The organism is Streptomyces sp. NBC_01352 (assembly GCF_036237295.1).
GTDB lineage: Bacteria > Actinomycetota > Actinomycetes > Streptomycetales > Streptomycetaceae > Streptomyces > Streptomyces plumbiresistens.
Map to the genome: position 1 here is coordinate 3,829,149 of NZ_CP108354.1, position 20,142 is coordinate 3,849,290.

Here is a 20,142-nt window from a genome sequence, read left to right on the forward strand (position 1 = left end):
CAATCCGCAAATCTCTTCGCCAGGCCGTGTCCTCGGCACGTGTCAGACGGTTATGCCGGGTGGGGGAGCTCCGCGTCGGAGCCAAGGAAGCAGGAAATGCGATGCACGTAGGAAGTTTCGTGTTGGCGGCCCAGTTCCCGGGGCAGGGCCAGGGGGAGGCGCTGCACCGCGCGGTCCGCTCGGCCGAGGTCGCGGAGGAGGCCGGCCTGGACGCGGTCTGGCTGGCCGAGCACCACTTCGTGCCGTACGGCACCTGTCCGTCCGCGGTCACGCTGGCGGCTTTACTGCTCGGCCGCACCCGCCGCATCCGGGTCGGCACCGCCGTCAGCGTGCTGCCCACCACCCACCCCGTGGCGCTCGGCGAACAGGCCGCGCTGCTGCATCTGACGAGTGGCGGGCGCTTCTCGCTGGGCGTGGGGCGCGGCGGACCGTGGGTCGACCTGGAGGTGTTCGGCGCGGGCCTGGAGGCGTACGAGTCGGGGTTCCCGGAATCACTCGATCTGCTGGTGCGCTGGCTGCGCGAACCCTCGGTCGCGGCCGCCGGCGAGCGGTTCACCTTCCGCGAGGTCCCTGTCGTACCGAGGCCGTCGGAGGCGCTGACGGAGGCCTCGGGCCCCGAGGTCGTCGTCGCGTGCACCTCCCCGGCGAGCGTGCGGCTGGCCGCCGAGCGCGGGCTGCCGATGCTCCTCGGGATGCACGTGGGGGACGAGGAGAAGGCCGAGATGGTCGCCCTGTGGCGCAGGCTCGCGCGGGCGGCGGGGCGTTCGCCGGAGGAGGTCCTCGGCGCGGGCCATGTGTCGGCCGGCGTCTGCCAGATCGCGGACCGGCGTACGGACGCGGTGGAGACGCTGACGAAGGCGATGCCGGGCTGGCTGAAGCAGGGTCTCGGCGCCCATGTCACGGTGGACGGCCGCGAGCGTTCGATGCGCGACCCGCTGGCGTACACCGAACTGCTCTGCGGACTGCACCCGGTGGGCACCTCGCGACTGTGCGCCGACCGGCTGGCGGCGACCAGCGAGCGGACCGGCGTCACCCGGTTCGCCCTGCTCACGGAGGGCTCGGGAGACCTGGCGGCCACCGAGGAGAACATCCGGCGGCTGGGCGGCGAGGTCATCCCGCAGCTCGGCTGAACCCGACCGTCGTCAACCGGCCTGTCCGGCGAGGAGCTTGCCGCCCCGGTACGAAATGCACCTCCCGCGTACGGAGCGGCAAGCAAGCGGCTCACCGCGTCAGCAGTCCCGCAGTTCCGGGGACTGGTTCAGCAGCTGGTTGCGTGCCGAGGTGAAGCGGGCCAGCGTCTCGTCGACGGAGGAGTCCAACGGGAACACCGCCACCCGGTGGCAGTTCTGGAACGCCAGCCGTACCCCGAAGTGCCGTTGCAGCGCGCCGCGTATCGCGTCACTCGCAAGCGCACGCAGCAGCTGACCGCGTGCCTGCTCGTCCGGCGGGGGCGTCTGGTTGTCGGCGAACGCTCCGCCGTCGACCTTCAGCTGGGCCACCAGGGAGCTGATCATCTCCCATGCGTAGGGCAGGGAGGTCCGGACGCAGTCGACGAAGGCAGCTTCGTCGACCTCGCCTCGCTCGGCCTGTTCGAGTAGGGCCGGTGAGACGTCGAGCGACATGGGTTCTCCTCTCGCACCCCCGGTCAACAGGGGTTGCCGGACAATAAAGGGAGCTCGCGATACCGAGCACGCTGCGTACACAACTCGCGACCTCCCGTTTACTACGGTAAGCAACGGACGGTGACGGCACCAGGAGAATGCGTACATGCGGAGACCTCATTAGGCACACAATCGGCCACAACCGAACAGGTATGTTCCGGGCCGAATCGCGTGCACTGGGGCCCGTCGAGTAGCGTTGCCGACCATGCGTCTCGTCATCGCCCGGTGCTCCGTCGACTACGCCGGCCGGCTCACCGCCCACCTCCCCTCCGCCCCCCGTCTCATCCTGGTGAAGGCGGACGGCAGCGTCTCGATTCACGCGGACGACCGGGCCTACAAGCCCCTGAACTGGATGTCGCCGCCCTGCACGCTGAAGGAGGGTTCCGGCGAGGAGGAAGGCGTCTGGACCGTCATCAACAAGGCGGGCGAGAAGCTCATCATCACGATGGAGGAAGTTCTCCACGACTCCTCGCACGAACTGGGCGTGGATCCCGGCCTGATCAAGGACGGCGTGGAAGCACACCTCCAAGAGCTCCTCGCCGACCGCATCGAGACCCTCGGCGAGGGCTACACGCTCATCCGCCGCGAGTACATGACGGCCATCGGCCCGGTCGACATCCTGTGCCGGGACGCGGCCGGCCAGACCGTCGCGGTGGAGATCAAGCGGCGCGGCGAGATCGACGGAGTCGAGCAACTCACCCGCTACCTCGAGTTGTTGAACCGCGATCCCCATCTCGCCCCGGTCCGCGGCGTCTTCGCCGCCCAGGAGATCAAGCCGCAGGCCCGCGTCCTCGCCACGGACCGCGGCATCGGCTGCACGGTCCTCGACTACAACGCCCTGCGGGGGATCGAGGACGACAAGCTGCGGTTGTTCTGACGGTCATCCGTCTACGACTTCCTCGACCTCCTCGGCTTCCTCGACTTCCGCTACGACGTGAAGGGCCCGGTCCGTTTCCTCGGACCGGGCCCTTCCGCGCTGTGCCTGTGTCTGTGCCTGTGTCTGCGTCTGCGCCTGTACGGGCGTCAGATCACCGACCCCGAGCTGCTCGGCGTGCCCGCCTCGCTGGACTGCGGGGCGCCGGCGGAGCTGCTGGACTCCACCGGTGAGGATGCCGGGCCGCTGGCCGAGTCGGAGGTCGACGGGCTGGTCGTGGGCGTCGGCGACGTAGACGGAGACGGAGACGTCGAAGTCGTCGGCGGCGTTGACGGGGAAGTCGAAGTCGTCGGCGGCTTCGAAGGCGACGTCGGCGGCTTGGACGAGGACGGCGGCGGAGTCGTCGGCCTGGACGGCGTCGACGATCCGCTGCTCGACCCCTGCGTCCCGCTCGGCCGGTCGGACGGCTCGGCCGCTTCCGTGGGCGTCGGGTCGTCGGAGGTGCCGTACGTGCCGTCGGGGCCCGGGTCCGTCGGCCGGCTGGTCGCCGCGCCGGTGTCGCCGGAGCCGTCGTCGTTCTTCGGCACGTCCGCGCCCAGACTGCCGTCGTTCAGGCCCTGGCTGGCCGACGGGTTGACGCCGACCTGGTCGGACGGGTTGTTGGCGTCGTTCTCGGAGGTCGCCCCGAGCGTCACCACCGTGCCGAGCACGGCCACGAGGAGCGCGCCCGCCCCGGCCGCCACGAGATTGCGCTTGGCGAGGCCCTTGAGGCCGCCCCGGGCCTTGTGCGACGCCGGGGACGACCCGGCGGCCCCGTTGGACCGGGGCGCGGAGGACGACGGGGACGACGCCTGGTAGGTGACCAGTGTGGAACTGTCCGCGGGCCGCTGAAGCTGCGGGAACGCCGCCGGGACGCCGCCGGGAGGCGACTGCGACTCCTCGTACCGGGCGTCCGGCACCTCCTCCCCCGCCATCGCGGCGAGGCCGGGCACGGTGCCCGAGCGGTCGGCGACCAGGGCGAGGGCGCGGCGTCCCGCGACGGCGCCGCGCTTGTCGGCGAGGGCGCCGCGCAGGCCGATGGACGACTCCAGTTCGGCGCGCGCCCGGTCGAGCTGTCCCCCGCAGAGCGCGAGGATGCCCAACTCGTGGTGGAAATAGGCCTGTTCCGACACGTCCCCGGCGAGCCGGGAGGCCTCCGCCCCGGAACGCAGCGCCCGCTCCCAGGCACTCCAGTGCCCGCCCGCGGCGAACGCCGGTGCCGCCGTGCGGGCCAGTAGCACGGTGACGCTCTCCTCGTCCTCGGCGGGCGGGGTCGTCCCCGGCACGAGCAGTCCGAGGGCGGCGAGCACGGCGTCCGCCTCGGCGCACACCCGCTCCGGGGTGACCGAGGGGTGTCCGGCCCACCAGGCGTAGTGCTGGGCGGCGGTGCGGGCCTGCGCCTCGATGTCGTCGCCGTATCCGGCGGCCTCCAGCTGGGTCTGGACGCCGGCGGCGAGGCGGAAGCGGGAGCCGACCGGGGAGACCAGGCCGCAGGAGGCCAGTTCACCGAGGGCGGCGTCCGCGTGGGTGTCGCCGACCAGGGCGGGCAGGTGCGCCTGGTGCGGCACCTCGCCGCCGAGCGCTACGGCGAACCGCAGGGTGGCGCGCGCCGAGTCGCTGAGCCGGGCGGCGAGCAGCGGGGCGGGCGCGGCGGCCTCGCCGAGCGCGGGCAGCGGTACGTGCTCGCGCTCGTCCGGGTCGGTGGACGAGTCCGAGGAGGTGTCGAAGGGCGCGTCGAACGGTGCGTCGAAGGGCGCGTCGACCGGTGTGACGTCCGCGAAGACGCCGAACTCGTCGACGGCACCGGCTCCGGCCCGCTGCCGCTCGCGCTGCCGCAGCAGCGCCCCGGCCTGCACGAACCGCAGGGGAAGGCCCTCGGACTCAAACCAGAGATCTCCGGCCCAGTTGGCCTCCTCCTCCGTGAGGACGCGGCCGACGGCACGCTCCAGGAGCTCCACGCCGTCGGCGCGCTCCAGGCCGCCGAGGAAGACCTCTTCGAGCGCGGAGTCGGCGGACGGGGCGGGCACGTCGGGCGTGGCCGCTACCAGGAAGGCGCACTCGGGTGTGGCGTCCAGCAGCTCGTCCAGGGCGGCGCCGCCGAACTCGACGTCGTCGAGGACGACGACCGCGCCGATCTCACGGACGTAGGAGAGCAGTTCGTCCCGGTCCGGGCGGTGCAGGGGCGCGTTGTGGACGGCGTAGAAGAGGTCGTGGAGCAGGTCGCTCGACGTGCGGTGGAAGCCGCTGAGGCGGACGACGCCATCGGGGGCGAGGTCCGCGCAGTCCTCGGCGACCACGTCGAGGAGGCTGGTGCGGCCGGAGCCGGCCGGGCCGGTGAGGCGTACGGAGCGGCCGCGGGCGAGCAGCCGTACCAGCCGCTCGCGCTCCTCCTGGCGGGCCAGGAGCGGCAGCTCGGGCTGGGCCGGTCCGGGCGGGACCGGCGGTCTGGCCGCGCGGGCGACCTCGGCGCGTTCGGCCGGACCGAGCTTCTCGGGACGGCCGGGGCGCTCGCCCGGCGGGCAGGCCTCTATCTCGCTGCCGTCGACGGGGTTGACGGTGAGCAGGTAGTCGCCCGCGACGAGCTGCACGGTGCGGGCGAGCGCGGGCGTGTGCTGTGCGAAATCGGATGCGAGGGGATCCCTCGGCGGACGTCGGCTGGACGCATGGGCGTCACCGTCGTGGCCGTACTCCTCGGGCTCCCGGCTGTTCGGGTCCATAGGTTTCAAGCCCCCCAAAAGCGTCGTGTGCCAGATCCGGCCCCTCCCGGCCTGTTGCACACCGCGCTGTCGCTTCTGGTCCGGGCCCGCCAGAGGGAAATCAGCGGCGGGCGACCGAACCCTAAACCTTCGCACAGTATCTACGACAGCCCGGGGTCCCGCGCCGTCCGAGACGTCACAGTCTCGTGAGGATTGCGCGCGTCGTGTTGTTCGCAGCCGGAACGTCCGGCCGCCTGGCCCCGTCGGTACCGGGCGTCACACCCGGGGCAGTGCCTCCACGCCGATGCCGCCCTCGATGGCGAGGATCCGGTGCAGTCTGGTGGCGACCAGCAGGCGCTGCATCTGCAGCGGTACGCCGCGCAGCACGAGCCGGCGCCCGCAGCGGCCGGCGCGCCGGTGTGCCCCCATGATCACCCCGAGGCCGGTGGCGTCCCAGGAGTCCAGCTCGGACAGGTCCAGCACGAGATCGCCGACTCCGTCGTCGACGGCCGTGTGCAGGACCGTACGGGCGTCCGCCGCGCTGCGGACGTCGAGGCGGCCCCCGACGACCAGCTCGGCGTGGTCGCCCCTGATGTACATATGCGCTCCCCGTGCGTCGTCTTGTGCTCCGCGGAAGTGAAAGGCCGGTGATGCAACCTCTGACTGCGTTGGGCGGCCAGAGGTTGCCGTCTGTAAGCGAACCGATACCGAATTCACCCATGGGTGTGATGCCCCAGGGGCGTGTGCGGTTTCAGTGCTTGTAGAAGCCCTGCCCGCTCTTGCGCCCGATGTCACCGGCGTCAACCATCCGGCGCATCAGCTCCGGCGGGGCGAACTTCTCGTCCTGGGATTCGGTGTAGATGTTGCTGGTGGCGTGCAGGAGGATGTCGACGCCGGTGAGGTCCGCCGTGGCGAGCGGTCCCATGGCGTGGCCGAAGCCAAGCTTGCAGGCGAGGTCGATGTCCTCGGCGGTGGCCACGCCCGACTCGTACAGCTTGGCGGCCTCGACGACGAGCGCCGAGATGAGACGGGTCGTCACGAACCCGGCCACGTCCCGGTTGACGACGATGCACGTCTTGCCGACGGACTCGGCGAACTCCCGCGCGGTCGCGAGGGTCTCGTCGCTCGTCTTGTAGCCGCGCACCAGCTCGCAGAGCTGCATCATCGGGACCGGCGAGAAGAAGTGCGTACCGACGACCCGCTCCGGGCGCCCCGTCCCGGCCGCGATCTTGGTGATCGGGATGGCGGAGGTGTTGGAGGCGAGGACGGCGTCATGGCGGACGATCTTGTCGAGGGCACGGAAGATCTCGTGCTTGACTTCGAGCTTCTCGAAGACGGCCTCGACGACGATGTCGGCGTCGGCGACGGCGTCCAGGTCGGTGGTCGCGGTGATCCGGGCGAGGGCGGCGTCGGCGTCGTGCGCCTCGAGCCTGCCCTTGCTCACGAACTTGTCGTACGAAGCCTTGATGCCGTCGGTGCCGCGTTTGAGTGCCTCGTCGGTGACATCGCGCAGGACGACGTCCCAGCCCGCCTGCGCGGAGACCTGGGCGATCCCGGAACCCATCAGGCCGGCGCCGATGACGGCAAGCTTCCGTGCCACTGTGCGACTCCCCTTTGACTGCACACAAGCGCTCACACGCTGTTCAAATTGCCTCTCCGGCGGACCCTAGCGAAGGTGAGGGGCTGTGTGACCGGTAAGTAATGCGCGTCACGTCTCATCTGACGGACATCACACCGGCCCGGCTCAGCGCTCGCCACGGACGGCGTAGTTGAGCACGTTCTCGCTCAACAGCTCCTCGATGTGGTCGAGAAGGACGAGCACCTCTCGTGACACTTCGTCCGGATTGCGCCCTGCGACCATCTCGCGGCCGATGACACCCATGACCGCGTGATGGACCCAGTTGATCTGACCGGCCATCAGGGTGGGGATCGGGTCGTCGGTCGCGGCGCCCGTCTCCTCGCGCAGGGTCGCCTCCAGGTTCTCCTGGACCTCCTGCTGGATGCTCCAGAGCCGGGAACGGAGCGGGGGCGAGTCGTGGATGACCCGCATGAACCGTTCGTAGCCTTCCATCAGGCCGACCCGGGGCGAGACCGCCTCGACCTCGTCGCGCAGTTCCCGCAGCACGGCCGCGGCCGCCGACTCGCCCACGTCACGGGCGCGCACCCAGCGCGAGAGCCGGCCCACGACGCCCTTGCTGCGATCGAGGAAGAGATCCTCCTTGGTCGGGAAGTAGTTGTAGACGGTGTTCACGGAGACGTCGGCCGCCTCGGCCACGTCCGCGATGGTCACCGTCATGAAGCCGTGCTCCAGGAACAGCCCCGTCGCGATGTCCGAGATGCGCTGCCTCGTCTCGCGCTTCTTCCGCTCCCTGAGTCCCTCTGCCATGCCCGGATCCTAACCGTTCTTGGGCTCCCTCAAATTTTGGGGCCGTTGCAAAATTTAAGGGACTCTGTTTTTCTGGGGTCATGGCAATCATCAGTACCGCCGGTCTGGCCCGTACCTTCCAGACGAAACTCGGCCCGGTGGAGGCCGTGCGCGGCGTGGACCTGACCGTCCGCGAAGGGGAGATCCTCGGCTTCCTGGGCCCGAACGGCGCCGGGAAGACCACGACCCTGCGCATGCTGACCACGCTGTTGGCGCCCACCGGCGGCGCGGCCACCGTCGCCGGCTGCGATCTGGCGACCGACCCGGGCGGAGTGCGGCGGGCGTGCGGCTACGTGGCGCAGTCGGGGGGCGTCGACCCGCAGATCAGCGTGCGGGAGGAGCTGGTCACCCAAGGACGCCTCTATCGCCTGACCAAGGATCAGGCCGTGCGGCGCACCGAGGAGTTGGCTCGCGATCTGGACCTGACCGGTCTCCTCGGCCGCAAGGCCGGCGCGCTCTCCGGCGGGCAGCGCAGGCGCCTGGACATCGCCATGGCGCTCACCCACCGCCCCAAGGTCCTCTTCCTCGACGAGCCGACGACGGGCCTCGACCCCGGCAGCCGCGCCGACCTGTGGGACCTGGTCCGCCGACTGCGCGACGAGCACGGCACGACCGTCTTCCTGACCACCCACTACCTCGACGAGGCCGACGCCCTCTCCGACCGCCTGGTCGTCGTCGACCAGGGCGTGGTCGTGGCGGAGGGCACCCCGAGCGCGCTGAAGCTGCGGTACGGCGGCTCGATCGACGCGTCCCTGCAGGACACGTTCCTCGCGATCACCGGCCGCGGTCCCGCCCCGGCCGACGCCGCCCCTGTAGCCGTATAAGAATCCCCAGCCGCATAGGAATCCCGAGAGATGCTGCTCCACGACACGGCCCTCATCTACGGCCGCTACCTCCGCCAGTCCCTCCGCTCCCGCTTCGCGCTGCTCTTCGGCGTGCTGATGCCGCTGCTGTACCTGGTGTTCTTCGGCCCGCTGCTGACCGGTCTGCCATTGGGCGAGCGCGGCAGCTCCTGGCAGCTGCTGGTTCCCGGGCTGCTGCTCCAACTCGGCTTGTTCGGGGCGTCGTTCGCGGGCTTCTCGGTCATCATCGAGAACGGCCAGGGCGTGGTCGAGCGCATGCGGGTCACGCCCGTCAGCCGCCTGGCCCTCCTCCTGGGCCGCGTGCTGCGCGACGCCACGGTGTTCGTCTTCCAGGCGGTGCTGCTGGTGCTGGCCGCGGTGGTGATGGGCCTGCGCGCGCCCCTGACGGGCGTGCTGATCGGCTTCGCGTTCGTCGCGTTGCTGACGGTCTCCCTCGGCTCGCTGTCGTACGCGCTGGCGATGAGGGTCCGCACCCCGGGGGAGTTCGGCCCCTTGATCAACGCCGTGAGCATGCCGTCCATGCTGCTGTCCGGCCTGATGCTGCCGATGACGCTGGCGCCGGGCTGGCTGGACGTCCTCTCGCACTTCATGCCGTTCCGCTACCTGGTGGACGCGGTGCGGGACGCGTACGTCGGCTCGTACACCTCGACGGCCATGCTGTACGGCGTCCTGGTGGCCGTCGGCCTTGTCGCGCTGTCCGTGACGGTGGGCACACGGGTCTTCCGGACGTCGGGCGCGTAACTACTCTGACCTCATGGTCAAGCTGACGCGCATCTACACCAGGACCGGCGACAAGGGCACCACCGCCCTCGGCGACATGAGCAGGGTCGCCAAGACCGACCCGCGGATCTCCGCGTACGCGGACGCCAACGAGGCGAACGCGGTGGTCGGAACGGCGATCGCGCTGGGCAACCTGGACGAGGAGATCGTCACGGTCCTCACCCGCGTCCAGAACGATCTGTTCGACGTGGGTGCGGACCTGTCGACGCCGGTGGTGGAGAAGCCGGAGTTCCCGCCGCTGCGGGTCGAGCAGTTCTACATCGACAAGCTGGAGGCGGACTGCGACCGCTTCAACGAACAGCTGGAGAAGCTCCGCTCCTTCATCCTGCCGGGGGGAACCCCGGGCGCGGCCCTCCTCCACCAGGCCTGCACGGTCGTACGCCGGGCCGAGCGGTCGACCTGGGCGGCGATGGAAGTACACGGCGAGGTGATGAACCCCCTCACCGCGACCTACCTCAACCGGCTGTCCGACCTCCTGTTCATCCTGGCGCGGACGGCGAACAAGGAGGTGGGAGACGTCCTGTGGGTGCCGGGCGGCGAACGCTGAGGCAACCCGCCCCGGCCGGGGGTCCGGGCGTTGCCCCCGGAACATGCAGCATCCTGGCGCGGACGGCGAACAAGAACGTGGGAGACGTCCTGTGGGTCCCCGGCGGCGAACCCTGAGGCAACCCGCCCCGGCCGGGGGTCCGGGCGTTGCCCCCGGAACATGCAGCATCCTGGCGCGGACGGCGAACAAGAACGTGGGAGACGTCCTGTGGGTCCCCGGCGGCGAACCCTGAGGCAACCCGCCCCGGCCGGGGGTCCGGGGGTTGCCCCCGGAACATGCAGCATCCTGGCGCGGACGGCGAACAAGAACGTGGGAGACGTCCTGTGGGTGCCCGGCGGGGAGCGCTGAGGCAACCCGCCCCGGCCGGGGGTCCGGGGGTTGCCCCCGGAACATGCAGCATCCTGGCGCGGACGGCGAACAAGGACGTGGGAGACGTCCTGTGGGTGCCGGGCGGCGAACGCTAGCGCGAGCGGGGGCGTGCCGTGCGGTACAGCCCCGTGGCGACGAGCACGCCACCGACGCACATCATCACCACGCCGACCTTCGTCAGGGTGATGACCGGGACCTCCACTCCCCCGGTGAACAGCCACAGCACCAGGCCGACCGCGAAGGTGGCGGCGCCTTCCAGCAGGTTCTTCGACGCCTGGCTCATCGGCGGGCACTCTCCTTCGGGGAGGTGAACGGCTGCTCGTCCTCGGTCCCGGCCGGCGCCTTCTTCGGCCAGATCAGGTAGGCCAGCGCGACCAGGCCGTGGATACCGGCGGCCCTGAGCGCGGCCCACTGGAAGGACCGCAGGGACGAGACGTCGCCGGAGTCGCCGACGTACCAGACCGCCCCCTGGAGCAGGGCGCACGCCACCGCCGCGGCCAGGAGCGTACGCAGCCACAGGCGGCCCTCGTGCCGGGCCCGCGGCATGCCGTACCGCGGGGGGCCCACGGGCTTCGGCGCGCCGCCCAGGCGGTGCGCGGCGTGGCCGTCGAGCCAGCGGATCGTGTAGTGGCCGTAGGCGACGGTGAAGCCGATGTAGAGCGCGGCCAGGCCGTGCTCCCAGCTCGGTTCGGCGCCGTTCTTGAGGTCGATCGCCGTGACGACGAACAGGACCAGCTCCAGGACCGGCTCGCACAGCAGCAGCACCACGCTCGTCCGGGGCCGCTTCAGCAGGTAGCGGACTGCCAGGCCGAGCGCCAGCAGCACCCAGAAGCCGACCTCGCAGGCGATGATCAACGCGACGATCACGGTTCGCTCCTCTCGGTCACCCTTCCAGGCTCCCGGTGCGATCCGGCGGAATCGTCGTCGGCGGTGACGAGGTCGCGGTACATCGAAAGATGCAGTTCGGGACCCTTCCCGGGAATCAGGCGTCCGGCAGGCGGGCCGTGTTGGATGGAGTCATGGCCCTGCGACTGCCCCGCCCGCACCGCTTCGACGTGTGTGTCGCCGTCACCGGACTGCTGTGCGGTGTGCTGGTCTGGGCGCTCGGCCTGTATTCCAACCCCGGGCGGGCCCTCCCCGGAGCGTGGGTGCTGGCGCCGCTCGCCGTGATGTCGGTCCTGGAGCTGATGCGCCGGACCAGGCCCCAGCTGGCGCTGTCCATCGGGACCGTCATGCTGATCGCCGACCAGTTCACCCGCGGCAACATCGTCACGGTCACGATGTACACGGACCTGATGTACGCGGCCGCCCTCTACGGCAGCCCGTCGGCCGCCCGCCGCCTGCCCGTCACCACCGGCCTGGTCACCGTGGCCGTGACCATCGGGTTCGTGGCCTGGTGGCGGGTGCCGGAGGCGCTGCTGATCGGGTTCGTGACCGGCGTGGTGTCGTTCGCCCCGGCCGCCACCGGCGCGCTCGTCCGCTCCCACCGCGACGCCGCCGAGACGGCCCGGCTGCGGGCCGAACAGACCGCGCTGCTCGCCGAGATGGACCGCTCCCAGGCGGTCGTCGCCGAGCGTTCCCGGATGGCCCGGGAGCTGCACGACATGGTCGCGGGCCATCTCTCCGCGATCGCCATCCACTCCACGGCCGCGCTCTCCCTGGACGACCCCGTGACCTCCCGGGACGCGCTCGGCGTCATCCGCGAGAACAGCGTCGAGGGACTGGCCGAGATGCGGCGGCTCATCGGCATCCTGCGCGACAGCAGCGGCGACCTCGAACCGGCCGCGGCCCCGACGCTCGACGGTCTCGGTTCCCTCGTCGACGGCGCCCGCGCCAACGGCCTCGATGTCGCCCTCGACACCGCATACGGCCCGCTGCCCACGCCGGTCGAGCTCGCCGCGTACCGCATCGTCCAGGAGTCCCTCACCAACGCCCTCAAGCACGCCTGCCCCGGCCGCGTCACCGTGGCGCTCGCCCAGCTGGACGGCTCGCTCACCGTCGCGGTCACCAGCCCGTACGGCGACCGGGACGGGCCGCGCGCACCGGGCTCGGGCGCCGGGCTGGTCGGCATGCGGGAGCGGACGGAGCTGCTGGGCGGCACGTTCGAGGCCGGTCCCGAGGGCCCGTTGTGGACCGTACGCGCCACGCTTCCCGTCACCGAGGTCACCGAAGTCACCGAAGGAGACTCCGCATGAGCCGAGCCGTCCGGGTCCTCGTCGCCGAGGACCAGTCCGCCGTCCGGGCCGGACTCGTCCTCATCCTGCGCAGCGCCGCCGACATCGAGGTGGTGGGCGAGGCCGCGGACGGCGAGCAGGCGGTGGCACTGGCCCGCGAACTACGGCCGGACCTGGTCCTGATGGACATTCAGATGCCGCGCCTTGACGGGGTGTCGGCAACCCGGCAGGTCGTCGCGGAGGGACTCGCCGACGTGCTGGTGCTGACCACGTTCGACCTGGACGAGTACGTCTTCGGCGCACTGCGGGCGGGAGCCGCCGGGTTCCTCCTGAAGAACACGGAGGCCAAGGACCTCGTCGAAGCCGTCCGCACGGTGGCCCGCGGCGAGGGCCTCATCGCCCCGGCCGTCACCCGGCGCCTGATCGCCGAGTTCGCGGCGAAGCCGGTACGGGCGCCGGGAGCCGACCCGGCGGTCCTCGGCACCCTCACCCGCCGCGAACGCGAAGTGCTGTCCTGCCTCGGCGAGGGCCTGCCCAACGCGGACATCGCGAGCCGCCTCGACATGGCCGAGGCCACGGTGAAGACGCACGTCAGCCGACTGCTGGGCAAGCTGGAGCTGCGCAGCCGGGTCCAAGCCGCCGTACTGGCGCAGGAGTTGGGGATCTGACCCAACAGCAGGACTAGTGGTCCAGACCTATTGACCGATGGTCCAGACCTTTCTATTCTCGCGGCACCGTGGGCGTGAAGGCTCAGTCGCGCCCCCAACCCCCGAGGAGGCGCAGCATGCGCTTCAGACACAGAGCCGCGGCAGCGTTCGCGACACTGATGCTCCCCTTCGCCGGCCTGGTCGGCCTCGCGAGCCCCGCCCAGGCCGCGACGTCCGCCACCGCCACCTACACCAAGGCCTCCGACTGGGGCACCGGATTCGAGGGCAAGTGGACGGTGAAGAACACCGGCACCACGTCCCTCAGCTCCTGGACCGTCGAGTGGGACTTCCCCTCCGGGACGTCCGTCACCTCCGCCTGGGACGCCGACGTCACCTCGTCCGGCACCCACTGGACCGCCAAGAACAAGTCCTGGAACGGCACCCTCGCCCCCGGCGCCTCCGTCTCCTTCGGCTTCAACGGCACCGGTTCCGGCTCCCCCGCGGGCTGCAAGCTCAACGGCGGCAGCTGTGACGGCACCACCGTCCCCGGCGACGCGGCGCCCTCCGCCCCCGGCACCCCCACCGCCTCCGACGTCACCAACACCTCGGTGAAGCTGGCCTGGAGCGCGGCCACCGACGACAAGGGCGTCAAGAACTACGACGTCCTGCGCGACGGTGCGAAGATCGCCACCGTGACGACGACCTCGTACACGAACACCGGCCTGACCGCCGGCACGTCCTACTCCTACTCCGTCCAGGCCCGCGACACCGCCGACCAGACCGGCCCGGTCAGCGGCGCGGTCGCCGTGCGCACGACCGGCGGCACCACCGACCCGCCGCCCACCGGCAACAAGGTCAAGCTCGGCTACTTCACCGAGTGGGGCGTCTACGGCCGCAACTACCACGTCAAGAACCTGGTGACCTCGGGCTCGGCCGCGAAGATCACGCACATCAACTACGCCTTCGGCAACGTCAAGGACGGCAAGTGCGTCGTCGACGACACCTACGCCGCCTACGACAAGGCGTACACCGCCGACCAGTCCGTCAGCGGCACCGCCGACACCTGGGACCAGCCGCTGCGCGGCAACTTCAACCAGCTCCGCCAGCTCAAGGCCAAGTACCCGCACATCAAGGTGCTGTACTCCTTCGGCGGCTGGACCTACTCCGGCGGCTTCGCCCAGGCCGCGGCCAACCCCGCCGCCTTCGCCGCCTCCTGCAAGGCCGTCGTCGAGGACCCGCGCTGGGCCGACGTGTTCGACGGCATCGACATCGACTGGGAGTACCCCAACGCCTGCGGCCTGACCTGTGACACGTCAGGGCCCGCGGCCTTCAAGAACCTGATGCAGGGCCTGCGTTCGTCGTTCGGCTCGAACTACCTGGTCACCGCCGCCATCACCGCCGACGGCTCCGCCGGCGGCAAGATCGACGCGGCCGACTACGGAGGCGCCGCCCAGTACCTGGACTGGTACAACGTGATGACGTACGACTACTTCGGCGCCTTCGACGCGGACGGCCCCACCGCCCCGCACTCGCCGCTCACCTCGTACTCCGGCATCCCGACTGCGGGATTCAACTCCGCCGACGCGATCGCCAAGCTGAAGTCGAAGGGCGTCCCGTCCGCCAAGCTCCTGCTCGGCATCGGCTTCTACGGCCGCGGCTGGACCGGCGTCACCCAGTCCGCCCCCGGCGGCACGGCGACCGGCGCGGCCCCCGGCACCTACGAGGCGGGCATCGAGGACTACAAGGTCCTCAAGACGTCCTGCCCCGCCACCGGCACCGTCGCGGGCACGGCGTACGCGCACTGCGGCACCAACTGGTGGTCCTACGACACTCCCGCGACGATCGCCGGAAAGATGACCTGGGCCAAGAACCAGGGCCTTGGCGGCGCGTTCTTCTGGGAGTTCAGCGGTGACACCGGCAACGGCGAGCTGGTGAGCGCCATCAACAGCGGCCTGCAGTAAGGCCGTCAGGCCACATTGACGCGCTGACCGGGCGGGGCTGCCTCCAGCCACGCGAGGAAACCGGTCAGCGCGTCTTCGCTCATGGCGAGTTCGAGACGCGTGCCCCGGTGCAGACAGGTGAGGATGATCGCGTCGGAGAGCAGCGCCAGCTCCTCCTCGCCCTCGGGGAGGCGACGGCCGGCCACCTCGATCGAGGAACGCTCCAGGACGCGGCGCGGGCGGTAGGCGTAGGAGAAGACGCGGTACCACTCGACACGGTCACTGTTGTAGCGGGCGACGCCGTAGCTCCAGCCCTTGCCGCTGGTGTCCGTTTTCTCGGGGACGTCCCAGCGCAGGGAACAGTCGAACGTGCCGCCGGAGCGCTGGATGAGTCTGCGGCGCAGGCCGAAGACGAACAGCCCCAGGACCACCAGGGCCACGACGATTCCGCACACAGTCAGAGCGAGGACCATCGACACCGACCTCCTCGTCTCCTAAGTACCCGAAACAGGTAACGGAACGGAAAAAACATCCATATCTGCCTCAGCCGCGGTCGGCTCCGGATTGCTCCGGTGCCGGCCGCGGCTGAGTGACGTCATCGCATCCGCGCTGGGTTCAGCGCGCCGCCGCCGCACGCAGACGTACGTCCGCACGACGCTCGGCGTGGGCGTCGCCCTCCGCCTTCGCGCGCTCGAGCTCGCGCTCCGCGCGCTGGACGTCGATCTCGTCCGAGAGCTCGGCGATCTCGGCCAGCAGCGACAGCTTGTTGTCGGCGAACGAGATGAAACCGCCGTGCACCGCGGCGACGACCGTTCCACCGTCACTCGTACGGATGGTCACCGGGCCCGACTCCAGCACACCGAGCAGCGGCTGGTGACCGGGCATGACGCCGATGTCGCCGGACGTGGTGCGCGCGACGACCAGGGTGGCCTCGCCGGACCAGACCTCTCGGTCGGCCGCGACCAGCGCGACGTGCAGCTCAGCAGCCAAGGTGGCTCCTCGGGTCACCACCCGGCGGTTCTGCCGGGTGTTGGTTACAAGTCTAGTAGGCGTGGCTGAGGGGGCGGGACGCGCCCGCCCCCTCAGACGAACTCAATGGTCCGAGTTCAGGAGACGCCGAGCTCCTTGGCGTTCTTCTTGAGGTCCTCAAGACCACCGCACATGAAGAACGCCTGCTCCGGGAAGTGGTCGTACTCGCCGTCGCAGATCGCGTTGAAGGCCCTGATCGACTCCTCCAGCGGAACGTCCGACCCGTCGACGCCGGTGAACTGCTTGGCGGCGTGGGTGTTCTGGGACAGGAAGCGCTCCACGCGACGGGCACGGTGGACGACGAGCTTGTCCTCCTCGCCCAGCTCGTCGATACCGAGGATCGCGATGATGTCCTGGAGGTCCTTGTACTTCTGCAGGATCGTCTTGACGCGCATGGCGCAGTCGTAGTGCTCCTGCGCGATGTAGCGCGGGTCCAGGATCCGGGACGTGGAGTCCAGCGGGTCCACGGCCGGGTAGATGCCCTTCTCGGAGATCGGACGGGACAGAACCGTCGTCGCGTCGAGGTGGGCGAAGGTGGTGGCCGGGGCCGGGTCGGTCAGGTCGTCCGCGGGGACGTAGATCGCCTGCATCGAGGTGATCGAGTGACCACGCGTCGAGGTGATCCGCTCCTGGAGCTGGCCCATCTCGTCGGCCAGGTTCGGCTGGTAACCCACCGCGGACGGCATACGGCCGAGCAGGGTGGACACCTCGGAACCGGCCTGGGTGAAGCGGAAGATGTTGTCGATGAAGAACAGCACGTCCTGCTTCTGCACATCGCGGAAGTACTCCGCCATGGTCAGACCGGCCAGGGCCACGCGCAGACGGGTGCCCGGGGGCTCGTCCATCTGACCGAAGACAAGGGCGGTCTTGTCCAGAACGCCGGACTCTTCCATCTCCGCGATGAGGTCGTTGCCCTCACGGGTGCGCTCACCGACGCCCGCGAAGACGGAGACGCCCTCGTGGAGGTTGGCGACACGCATGATCATTTCCTGGATCAGCACGGTCTTGCCGACACCGGCACCACCGAACAGACCGATCTTTCCACCCTTGACGTACGGGGTGAGAAGGTCGACGACCTTCAGGCCGGTCTCGAACATCTCGGTCTTGGACTCGAGCTGGTCGAACGCGGGCGCCTTGCGGTGGATGGACCAGCGGTCGCCCTCGTACTGCTCGTCGCTGTTCAGCACCTCACCGAGGGTGTTGAACACCTTGCCCTTGGTGAAGTCGCCGACCGGGACACTGATGCCCGAGCCGGTGTCGGTCACCGTGGCCTGGCGGACCAGGCCGTCGGTGGGCTGCATCGAAATGGTGCGGACCAGGCCGTCACCCAGGTGCTGGGCGACCTCCAGGGTCAGTACCTTCTTCTCGCCGGCGTTGGCCGGGTCGGCCACCTCGACGTGAAGGGCGTTGTAGATCTCCGGCATGGCGTCGACGGGGAATTCCACGTCGACGACCGGGCCGATGACCCGGGCGACGCGGCCCGTGGCAACGGCCGTCTCAACTGTCGTCGTCATTACCTGTCACTCCCCGCGGTCGCGTCGGCCAGGGCTGCGGAGCCACCGACGATCTCGCTGATTTCCTGGGTGATTTCGGCCTGGCGGGCCGCGTTGGCAAGTCGGGAGAGGCTGGTGATCAGGTCTCCCGCGTTGTCGGTGGCCGACTTCATCGCACGGCGGGTGGCGGCGTGCTTGGAGGCGGCCGACTGGAGCAGCGCGTTGTAGATACGGCTCTCGACGTACCGCGGCAGGAGGGCGTCGAGGACGTCCTCCGCCGACGGCTCGAAGTCGTACAGCGGAAGGATCTCGCCCTTGGCGTGCGACTCCTCCGCGACCTCTTCGAGACGCAGCGGCAGCAGGCGGCTGTCGAGCGCCGTCTGCGTCATCATCGAGACGAACTCGGTGTAGACGATGTGGAGTTCGTCCACGCCGCCGTCCGCCGTCTCCTTCTCGATGGCCTCGATGAGCGGAACCGCGACCTTCTTCGCGTCCGCGTACGAGGGCTGGTCGGTGAAGCCCGACCACGACTCCGCGACCTTGCGCTCACGGAAGTTGTAGTGGGCCAGACCGCGGCGGCCGACGATGTACATGTCGACCTCCTTGCCCTCGGCCTCGAGACGGGCGGTCAACTGCTCCGCCGCCTTGATGGCGTTGGAGTTGAAGGCGCCGGCCAGTCCACGGTCACTCGTGAGGAGCAGCACCGCGGAACGGGTCGCCGTCTCCGCCTCCGTGGTCAGCGGATGCCTGGTGTTCGACCCGGTTCCGACCGCCGTGACCGCGCGGGTGAGCTCGGTCGCGTACGGCGTGGAGGCCGCCACCTTGCGCTGCGCCTTGACGACGCGCGAGGCGGCGATCATCTCCATCGCCTTGGTGATCTTCTTGGTCGCGGTGACGGATTTGATGCGACGCTTGTAGACCCGGAGCTGGGCTCCCATGAGTCAGGTCCCTTCCGTCGTCACTTGCCCGCAGCGGCAGGGGTGTCCTCGCCGAGCAGCTTGCCGTCCGACGTCTCGAACTGCTTCTTGAAGTCGGTGATGGCGTCGGCGATGGCCTGCAGGGTGTCGTCCGAGAGCTTGCCACCCTCCTTGATGGAGGTCATGAGGCCCTGCTCCTTGCGGTGCAGGTACTCCAGGAGCTCCTTCTCGAAGCGGCGGATGTCGGCGACCGGAACGTCGTCCATCTTGCCGGTGGTACCGGCCCACACGGAGACGACCTGGTCCTCGGTCGACATCGGCTGGTACTGGGGCTGCTTCAGCAGCTCGACCATGCGCTGACCGCGCTCCAGCTGCGCCTTCGACGCGGCGTCCAGGTCGGAACCGAAGGCGGCGAACGCCTCCAGCTCACGGAACTGGGCGAGGTCGACGCGCAGACGACCGGAAACCTGCTTCATCGCCTTGTGCTGCGCGGAACCACCGACTCGGGAGACGGAGATACCGACGTTCAGCGCGGGGCGCTGACCGGCGTTGAAGAGGTCCGACTCCAGGAAGCACTGGCCGTCGGTGATGGAGATGACGTTGGTCGGGATGAACGCCGAGACGTCGTTGGCCTTGGTCTCGACGATCGGCAGACCGGTCATCGAGCCGGCACCCATCTCGTCGGAGAGCTTGGCGCAGCGCTCCAGCAGACGGGAGTGCAGGTAGAAGACGTCACCCGGGTAGGCCTCACGGCCCGGCGGGCGGCGCAGCAGCAGGGACACGGCGCGGTAGGCGTCGGCCTGCTTCGACAGGTCGTCGAAGATGATCAGGACGTGCTTGCCCTCGTACATCCACTGCTGGCCGATGGCCGAGCCGGTGTACGGGGCCAGGTACTTGAAGCCGGCCGGGTCGGACGCCGGGGCGGCGACGATGGTCGTGTACTCCAGCGCGCCGGCCTCGTCCAGGGCGCCCCGCACGGAGGCGATGGTCGAGCCCTTCTGGCCGATGGCGACGTAGACGCAGCGGACCTGCTTCTTCGGGTCGCCCGAGCGCCAGTTGTCGCGCTGGTTGATGATCGTGTCGACGGCCAGGGCGGTCTTGCCGGTCTGACGGTCACCGATGATCAGCTGACGCTGACCACGGCCGATCGGGGTCATCGCGTCGACGGCCTTGTAGCCGGTCTCCATCGGCTCGTGGACCGACTTACGGGCCATGACGCCCGGGGCCTGCAGCTCCAGGGCGCGTCGGCCGCTGGTCTCGATCTCGCCGAGTCCGTCGATCGGGTTGCCGAGCGGGTCGACAACGCGGCCGAGGTAGCCCTCGCCCACGGCGACCGACAGGACCTCGCCGGTACGGGTGACCGGCTGACCCTCCTCGATGCCGCTGAACTCACCGAGGATGACGCAACCGATCTCGCGCTCTTCCAGGTTGAGCGCGAGGCCGAGGGTGCCGTCCTCGAACTTCAGCAGTTCGTTGGCCATGGCCGAGGGCAGGCCCTCGACCTTCGCGATGCCGTCGCCGGCAAGGGTGACCGTACCGACCTCCTCGCGCGAGGCCGCGTCCGGCTTGTACGACTGGACGAAGTTCTCCAGCGCGTCCCGGATCTCCTCCGGCCGGATCGTGAGCTCCGCCATCTGGGTTCCCTGCTCTCCTTGTTGGGCCCGAAGTTTCACTTTGGGGTCTGGGGG

Annotated in this window: 20 protein-coding genes and 1 pseudogene; 9 read left to right on the top strand and 12 right to left on the bottom strand. The window is 70.0% G+C overall.

What is annotated here, in order from left to right; genetic code table 11:
* The first annotated feature begins 101 nt into the window (after positions 1-101).
* Entirely contained in the window at positions 102-1,130 is a 1,029-nt protein-coding gene (locus tag OG252_RS17670; protein WP_266433738.1) for an LLM class flavin-dependent oxidoreductase, read from the top strand.
* Between the two features lie 99 nt (positions 1,131-1,229).
* Here the strand turns inward: OG252_RS17670 and OG252_RS17675 are convergent, their stop codons facing one another.
* Entirely contained in the window at positions 1,230-1,622 is a 393-nt protein-coding gene (locus tag OG252_RS17675; protein WP_266433739.1) for an SCO5389 family protein, read from the bottom strand.
* Between the two features lie 244 nt (positions 1,623-1,866).
* On the opposite strand from OG252_RS17675, the gene nucS reads away from it, so the two are divergent.
* Complete coding sequence (gene nucS, locus OG252_RS17680) at positions 1,867-2,538, top strand: endonuclease NucS (RefSeq protein ID WP_329337162.1); 672 nt, start codon at positions 1,867-1,869, stop codon at positions 2,536-2,538.
* Positions 2,539-2,684: 146 nt separating this feature from the next.
* Here nucS and OG252_RS17685 read toward each other — a convergent pair whose 3' ends face one another.
* From OG252_RS17685 to OG252_RS17700, 4 genes are all read right to left on the bottom strand, one after another.
* Complete coding sequence (locus OG252_RS17685; protein ID WP_329337165.1) at positions 2,685-5,291, bottom strand: ATP-binding protein; 2,607 nt, start codon at positions 5,289-5,291, stop codon at positions 2,685-2,687.
* Positions 5,292-5,546: 255 nt separating this feature from the next.
* Positions 5,547-5,870, bottom strand: a complete 324-nt coding sequence (locus OG252_RS17690; RefSeq protein ID WP_266433745.1) for an STAS domain-containing protein — start codon at positions 5,868-5,870, stop codon at positions 5,547-5,549.
* Between the two features lie 151 nt (positions 5,871-6,021).
* Entirely contained in the window at positions 6,022-6,870 is an 849-nt protein-coding gene (locus OG252_RS17695) for a 3-hydroxyacyl-CoA dehydrogenase family protein (RefSeq protein WP_329337168.1), read from the bottom strand.
* A 144-nt stretch (positions 6,871-7,014) separates the two neighbouring features.
* A complete protein-coding gene (locus OG252_RS17700) occupies positions 7,015-7,656 on the bottom strand; it encodes a TetR/AcrR family transcriptional regulator (protein WP_329337169.1) in 642 nt (213 codons plus the stop codon).
* Positions 7,657-7,736: 80 nt separating this feature from the next.
* Between OG252_RS17700 and OG252_RS17705 the strand changes: the two genes are divergently transcribed.
* The 4 genes and pseudogenes from OG252_RS17705 to OG252_RS17720 all read left to right on the top strand — a co-directional run.
* Entirely contained in the window at positions 7,737-8,519 is a 783-nt protein-coding gene (locus tag OG252_RS17705) for an ABC transporter ATP-binding protein (protein ID WP_266433751.1), read from the top strand.
* Positions 8,520-8,549: 30 nt separating this feature from the next.
* The gene (locus tag OG252_RS17710) at positions 8,550-9,299 is read left to right on the top strand and encodes an ABC transporter permease (protein WP_266433753.1); all 750 of its coding nucleotides are present in this window, start codon (positions 8,550-8,552) and stop codon (positions 9,297-9,299) included.
* Positions 9,300-9,312: 13 nt separating this feature from the next.
* Positions 9,313-9,885 (top strand): cob(I)yrinic acid a,c-diamide adenosyltransferase, encoded by a 573-nt coding sequence (locus OG252_RS17715; RefSeq protein ID WP_266433755.1) that lies wholly within the window; start codon positions 9,313-9,315, stop codon positions 9,883-9,885.
* Between the two features lie 282 nt (positions 9,886-10,167).
* Positions 10,168-10,233, top strand: a pseudogene (locus tag OG252_RS17720) (cob(I)yrinic acid a,c-diamide adenosyltransferase); the annotation flags it as partial.
* A 112-nt stretch (positions 10,234-10,345) separates the two neighbouring features.
* Here OG252_RS17720 and OG252_RS17730 read toward each other — a convergent pair.
* Positions 10,346-10,537, bottom strand: a complete 192-nt coding sequence (locus OG252_RS17730) for a DUF5708 family protein (RefSeq protein WP_329337173.1) — start codon at positions 10,535-10,537, stop codon at positions 10,346-10,348.
* Positions 10,534-11,121, bottom strand: a complete 588-nt coding sequence (locus tag OG252_RS17735; protein ID WP_329337175.1) for a hypothetical protein — start codon at positions 11,119-11,121, stop codon at positions 10,534-10,536. Before OG252_RS17735 ends, OG252_RS17730 begins: the two co-directional genes overlap by 4 nt.
* Positions 11,122-11,273: 152 nt before the next feature.
* On the opposite strand from OG252_RS17735, the gene OG252_RS17740 reads away from it, so the two are divergent.
* The 3 genes from OG252_RS17740 (at position 11,274) to OG252_RS17750 (ending at position 15,036) form a co-directional block, all read left to right on the top strand.
* A complete protein-coding gene (locus tag OG252_RS17740) occupies positions 11,274-12,449 on the top strand; it encodes a sensor histidine kinase (RefSeq protein WP_329337177.1) in 1,176 nt (391 codons plus the stop codon).
* Positions 12,446-13,096 (top strand): response regulator, encoded by a 651-nt coding sequence (locus OG252_RS17745; RefSeq protein ID WP_266433763.1) that lies wholly within the window; start codon positions 12,446-12,448, stop codon positions 13,094-13,096. The genes OG252_RS17740 and OG252_RS17745 overlap by 4 nt, the downstream gene beginning before the upstream one ends.
* Before the next feature lie 116 nt (positions 13,097-13,212).
* Positions 13,213-15,036, top strand: a complete 1,824-nt coding sequence (locus OG252_RS17750) for a glycoside hydrolase family 18 chitinase (RefSeq protein WP_266433766.1) — start codon at positions 13,213-13,215, stop codon at positions 15,034-15,036.
* Between the two features lie 5 nt (positions 15,037-15,041).
* On the opposite strand, the gene OG252_RS17755 is transcribed toward OG252_RS17750, so the two are convergent.
* From OG252_RS17755 to atpA, 5 genes are all read right to left on the bottom strand, one after another.
* A complete protein-coding gene (locus OG252_RS17755) occupies positions 15,042-15,488 on the bottom strand; it encodes a DUF2550 domain-containing protein (RefSeq protein WP_266433768.1) in 447 nt (148 codons plus the stop codon).
* Positions 15,489-15,630: 142 nt separating this feature from the next.
* On the bottom strand, positions 15,631-16,005 hold the full coding sequence (locus tag OG252_RS17760) for a F0F1 ATP synthase subunit epsilon (protein ID WP_266433771.1): 375 nt from the start codon (positions 16,003-16,005) through the stop codon (positions 15,631-15,633).
* Between the two features lie 116 nt (positions 16,006-16,121).
* Positions 16,122-17,558 carry a F0F1 ATP synthase subunit beta gene (atpD, locus tag OG252_RS17765; protein WP_266433773.1) on the bottom strand — a complete coding sequence of 479 codons (1,437 nt, stop codon included), beginning with the start codon at positions 17,556-17,558 and terminating at the stop codon, positions 16,122-16,124.
* Positions 17,558-18,475, bottom strand: coding sequence for a F0F1 ATP synthase subunit gamma (locus OG252_RS17770; RefSeq protein WP_266433775.1), 918 nt, complete (start codon positions 18,473-18,475; stop codon positions 17,558-17,560). Before OG252_RS17770 ends, atpD begins: the two co-directional genes overlap by 1 nt.
* A gap of 20 nt (positions 18,476-18,495) precedes the next feature.
* Positions 18,496-20,088, bottom strand: a complete 1,593-nt coding sequence (gene atpA, locus OG252_RS17775) for a F0F1 ATP synthase subunit alpha (RefSeq protein ID WP_266433777.1) — start codon at positions 20,086-20,088, stop codon at positions 18,496-18,498.
* Positions 20,089-20,142: the final 54 nt, after the last annotated feature.

Bases quoted from the DNA above. Each gene is read 5' to 3' on its own strand.
- OG252_RS17715 (WP_266433755.1), top strand. From the start codon at position 9,313: ATGGTCAAGCTGACGCGCATCTACACCAGGACCGGCGACAAGGGCACC.
- OG252_RS17675 (WP_266433739.1), bottom strand. From the start codon at position 1,622: ATGTCGCTCGACGTCTCACCGGCCCTACTCGAACAGGCCGAGCGAGGC.
- OG252_RS17705 (WP_266433751.1), top strand. From the start codon at position 7,737: ATGGCAATCATCAGTACCGCCGGTCTGGCCCGTACCTTCCAGACGAAA.
- OG252_RS17740 (WP_329337177.1), top strand. From the start codon at position 11,274: ATGGCCCTGCGACTGCCCCGCCCGCACCGCTTCGACGTGTGTGTCGCC.
- OG252_RS17730 (WP_329337173.1), bottom strand. From the start codon at position 10,537: ATGAGCCAGGCGTCGAAGAACCTGCTGGAAGGCGCCGCCACCTTCGCG.
- OG252_RS17685 (WP_329337165.1), bottom strand. From the start codon at position 5,291: ATGGACCCGAACAGCCGGGAGCCCGAGGAGTACGGCCACGACGGTGAC.
- atpD (WP_266433773.1), bottom strand. From the start codon at position 17,558: ATGACGACGACAGTTGAGACGGCCGTTGCCACGGGCCGCGTCGCCCGG.
- OG252_RS17700 (WP_329337169.1), bottom strand. From the start codon at position 7,656: ATGGCAGAGGGACTCAGGGAGCGGAAGAAGCGCGAGACGAGGCAGCGC.
- OG252_RS17770 (WP_266433775.1), bottom strand. From the start codon at position 18,475: ATGGGAGCCCAGCTCCGGGTCTACAAGCGTCGCATCAAATCCGTCACC.
- OG252_RS17750 (WP_266433766.1), top strand. From the start codon at position 13,213: ATGCGCTTCAGACACAGAGCCGCGGCAGCGTTCGCGACACTGATGCTC.
- OG252_RS17670 (WP_266433738.1), top strand. From the start codon at position 102: ATGCACGTAGGAAGTTTCGTGTTGGCGGCCCAGTTCCCGGGGCAGGGC.
- OG252_RS17710 (WP_266433753.1), top strand. From the start codon at position 8,550: ATGCTGCTCCACGACACGGCCCTCATCTACGGCCGCTACCTCCGCCAG.
- nucS (WP_329337162.1), top strand. From the start codon at position 1,867: ATGCGTCTCGTCATCGCCCGGTGCTCCGTCGACTACGCCGGCCGGCTC.
- atpA (WP_266433777.1), bottom strand. From the start codon at position 20,088: ATGGCGGAGCTCACGATCCGGCCGGAGGAGATCCGGGACGCGCTGGAG.
- OG252_RS17745 (WP_266433763.1), top strand. From the start codon at position 12,446: ATGAGCCGAGCCGTCCGGGTCCTCGTCGCCGAGGACCAGTCCGCCGTC.
- OG252_RS17690 (WP_266433745.1), bottom strand. From the start codon at position 5,870: ATGTACATCAGGGGCGACCACGCCGAGCTGGTCGTCGGGGGCCGCCTC.
- OG252_RS17755 (WP_266433768.1), bottom strand. From the start codon at position 15,488: ATGGTCCTCGCTCTGACTGTGTGCGGAATCGTCGTGGCCCTGGTGGTC.